Here is a 4,179-nt window from a genome sequence, read left to right on the forward strand (position 1 = left end):
GGCGGCGCCGTCGCGGCCGCCGCGGGCGGGCAGGACGAGGAGGCCGCGCTGCTGCTCGCCGAGACGCGGCAGCGGCTGGTGACGGTGGGGCGGCTGCGCGAGGAGGCCGCCGCCGACGCCGACCCGGACCGGGCCTGGCGCCTGCTGGCCGACGCGCTGCGGCTGGTCGCCGACCTGCCGGAGGCGGCCGAGCTGCAGCGGCGGCTGGCGCCGCGGCCGGTGCCGTCACTGCACGCCGACGTGGAGGACACGGTCGTGCGGCTGTCGTGGCCGCCGTCGCCGTCCACGGCGGGCGAGGTGACGTACCGGGTGGTGCGGCGCCGCGACCGTCCGCCGCTGAACGCCTCCGACGGCGAGGCCGTGGCGGGCACGTGCGACGAGCGGCCGCCGGTGAACGTGCCGCTGTACTACGGGGTGGTCGCGCTGCGGGGCGAGGCCGCCGCCGAACCCGCCGTGGCGGGGCCGGTGTTCGTGCGCCCGGAGCTGTCGGAGGTGGAGCTGCTGCCCGCCGACGGCGCGGTGACGGGCCGCTGGCGGTGCCCGCCCGAGGCCGCGCGGGTGCTGGTGATGCGCGGCGGGCGGCTGGTGCCGGCGGGCCGCGACGGGTTCCGCGAGCGGGTGCCCAACGGCAAGACGTACCACTACCGGCTGTGCGCGGTGTATCTGGACGCGCACGGCCGCGAGGTCGTCACGCCGGGGGTGCGGGTGTCGGTGACGCCGAGCGCGCCGCCCGAACCGGTGTACGAGATGGACGTCGAGGCCGATCCGAACGACCCCGGGGTGCTGCAGGTGCGGTTCGCGCCGCCGCGGTACGGGACGGTCGAGCTGCTGCTGCTGGACGGGCCGCCGCCGTGGCCGCGCAGCGCGCTGCTGCCCGCGGAGGAGGTGCGGCGGGCGGGGCGCCGCCTGTCGGCGGTGCCGGCGCCGGGCGGCGGGCTGACCGTGCGGCCGGGGGCGAGCGGCTGGCTGCTGGCGGCGACCGTCGCCGAGGGCAGGGCCGTGGTCGGCGCGCACCACCGGCACGTCAACCTTCCGCCGCCGCGCCGGCTGGTGGCCGAGCGGCGCGGGACGCGCGTGCACGTGGGGTTCGACTGGCCGCCGGACGTGCCGGAGGTGCGGGTGACGTGCCGGGTCGGCGCGGAGGAGATCGCGGCGGGCCGCGGCGACCCGGACGCGGGGGTGCACGAGATCGTCACGCGGGCCGCCTACGACGCGCAGGGCGGGCTGCGCGTGGCGGCGCCGGAGGACCAGCCGGTGGAGGTGGCGGTGGCGTCCTCTTGCTCGGTCGGCGAGTCCCGCGTCACCGGGCCCGCGGTGAGCGTGCAGGTGCGGGCCCGCACGGTGGTGCGCTACCAGGTGGAGCGGACGGGCCCGCCGTGGCGGCGGGCGCTCACGGTCCGGCTGTCGGCGTCGCAGCCCATGCGGATCGGGCGGCTGACGCTCGTGCTGCGCGCCGGGCGGGTGATGCCGCACCGGCGCGACGACGGGGAGCCGATCGGCGCGTGGACGGAGGTGGCGGTGCCGGGCGAGGTGTCGGTGCCGGCGCCGTCGGCGGCCGGGCCCTACTGGGTGCGGTGCTTCACCGATGATGATGTCATCGAGTTGGCCGATCCCCCGGTCCGCCAGCTCCACGTCCACCGTTAGCCCCGCCGACCGTACCGCCAGGAGGAGGCCGTGTCGCTGACGTCGCGGGTCCCGATTCCGGGTGCGCGCGCCCGGCAGGGCCTGACGTGCCCGTACTGCTTCGCCGTCGTGCCGTTGCAGGACCTGCGGTTCCGCTGCCGCGGGCGGGCGGGGCGGCGGCCCGGGTGCGATCCGGTCCTGGACGAGACGCTCGCCGCGTACCTGGGGTCCGCGGCGGGCGCGTCGCTGCCGCCGGTGTTCTCCGCGGCGGGGCGGCGGACGCGCGCCACGTGCCCGGGCTGCGGGCAGGAGACGGGCAACCGCGTCTGCCCCGAGTGCCACAACCCGCTGCCGTCGGCGTACTGCGACTCCCCCGGGCGCATCGTCGCGCTGGTCGGCGCCAAGAATGCGGGGAAGAGCACCTATATCGCGGTGCTGCTGCACGAGCTGATGAACCGGGTGGGCACCGAGCTGGACGCGTCCCTGGTGGCCTGCGACGACCGCACCATCGACCGGTACAAGCGCGACTTCGCCCGGCCGCTGCTGGAGGAGCGGCGGCTGCTGCCCACCACCGCCAGCGCGGCCACCAGCGCGCGTGAGCCGCTGGTGTACCTGCTGACGCGCACCCGCACGCGCCGGGGCCGCGGCCCGCGGCTGGGCGGCGGGCGGCTGCGCGGGGGGCGGCGCACCGAGTCGCTGGCGCTGGTGCTGTTCGACACGGCCGGCGAGGACCTGCGCAGCCGCCACGTCACCGATCTGCACCTGCGCTACCTGGAGGCGGCCGACGCGATCATCTTCCTGGTGGACCCGCTGGAGCTGCCCGGGGCGCGGGCCTCGGTGACCGCGGTCCCGCCGGGGCCGGGCGCCGGCGGCGATCCCGACAGCGAACCGATCAACATCATCGCGCGGGTGACCGACGCGCTGCGGGCGCGGCACGGCGTCCCGCCCGGGCGGCGGCTGCCGATCCCGGTGGCGGTGGCGCTCACCAAGATCGACGCGTTGCGGCCGGGGCTGCTGCGGCAGTCGGCGCTGCACCGCACCCGCGGCGGCGAGGGCGCGCTCGACCTGGACGACCGGGAGGCCGTGGACGCCCAGGTCCGCGCGCTGCTGCACGAGTGGCACGCCGGGCAGCTGGACGTGTACCTGGACCAGCAGTACTCCGACTACGCGCTGTTCGGGGTGTCGGCGCTGGGCGGCATGCCGGAGGACGGCAGGGTCGGTCCCGGCGGCGTGCGGCCGTACCGGGCCGAGGATCCGCTGCTGTGGCTGCTGTACCGGTTCGGCATGCTCGACGGCGTGCGGCCGCAGCCGGCCGGCCTGGATTCGGGGGGATGAGGGCGCATGGCCTGGCAGATGCACTACACGTCGGCGCGGAGCGGCCCCACCGGCCGGTCCGGGTTCCAGTTCGTGGCCGAGACGCCCGGCGTCCCGGAGGGGGTGCGCGCGCAGGTGGCGCCGTTCCTGTCGTACCGGCCGCCGCCGGACGCGCCGCTGTCGCCCGACGACGGGGAGCTGGCGCGGTTCCCCGTGGCGTTCCTGTACGACCGGGTGGGCGGGCGGCCGCTGCTGCTGCGCTGCCGTTACCTGGGGCGCGACTACTCGGGCCGCTTCGGCAACTTCTTCGCGCACGCGGTGGTGGCCGACCCCGAGGAGATGGAGGGGGTGCGCGCGGCCGAACTGTGGCAGGCGCCGTTGTGGGCGGACGCGCCGTCGGAGGCGTACGAGCTGGCGGCCCTGGAGGAGCTGACGCCCGGCCCCGCGATGTCGCCCGAGGCGCTGGCGGAGTGGCTGGCGGGCGCGCCGGGCGACCCGTACGCGCTGCTGACCCGGCTGGTGGACGCGGTGACGGCCGTGCTGGCGCAGGGGCACGGGCGGGTGGTGCTGGTCGCCTCCGACGTCGAGCTGACGGCCCGGTGGATCGCGGTGCTGTCGTACTCGCTTCCCATGGCGGCGGCCGCGCGGATGTCGTTCGTGACCTACAGCGCCGATCCGGACGGCGCGGCGCAACGTCTCGTGGGCACGACCCCGGACGTGTGGGCGGCCGCCCAGCACCAGGGCACGCCGCAGTGGTTCCCCGTGGAGCAGCCGCTTGCGCAGTCCGCCGACCGGCGCGCGGAGGAGGCTTCGCCGGGCGGCGGCGGGGGGAGCCGGTTCGCGCGCACGGTGGCGCGCTGCTGGCGCGAGTTCGACTTCGCGGGGCTGGACGCCCTCGGCGAGCTGGCGCTGCTCGGCTCGCCGCCGGCCCTCGGCTCCTCGGCCCCCGCCTCGTCCCCGGCTCTCGACCCGGGCGGTCTGGAGCGGGCCGCGGGGCTGCTGGCGCTGTGCCGGGGCGACTCGGCCGCGGCGCCCGCCGACGAGAAGGCCGCGGCGGCGCTGCTGGCGCGGCACGGCGCCGAGGTCCCCGACTGGGTGTGGCGCGAGCTGGCGGCCGGTGTGCCCGCGATGGGGTTCGAGCTGGCCCTGACCGTCCACGACCGGGCGCGGGCGGCGGGCGCCGCCGACACGGCCGCGCGGTGCGTGCGGCGCGCCCTGGCCTGCGCGCCCGATCTGGCCGAG

At 77.9% G+C, this 4,179-nt stretch carries 3 protein-coding genes; all 3 read left to right on the plus strand.

What is annotated here, in order from left to right; translation table 11 throughout:
- On the plus strand, positions 1-1,644 hold a 1,644-nt coding region (locus ABD879_RS32205), incomplete at its 5' end, for a SaeA-related protein (RefSeq protein ID WP_486303745.1).
- A gap of 30 nt (positions 1,645-1,674) precedes the next feature.
- Entirely contained in the window at positions 1,675-2,958 is a 1,284-nt protein-coding gene (locus ABD879_RS32210) for a hypothetical protein (RefSeq protein ID WP_345025566.1), read from the plus strand.
- A 6-nt stretch (positions 2,959-2,964) separates the two neighbouring features.
- Positions 2,965-4,179 (plus strand): GAP1-N2 domain-containing protein (locus tag ABD879_RS32215; RefSeq protein ID WP_486303746.1); only part of this gene is annotated, 1,215 nt, incomplete at its 3' end.

Source organism: Actinomadura keratinilytica, from assembly GCF_039539665.1.
GTDB lineage: Bacteria > Actinomycetota > Actinomycetes > Streptosporangiales > Streptosporangiaceae > Spirillospora > Spirillospora keratinilytica.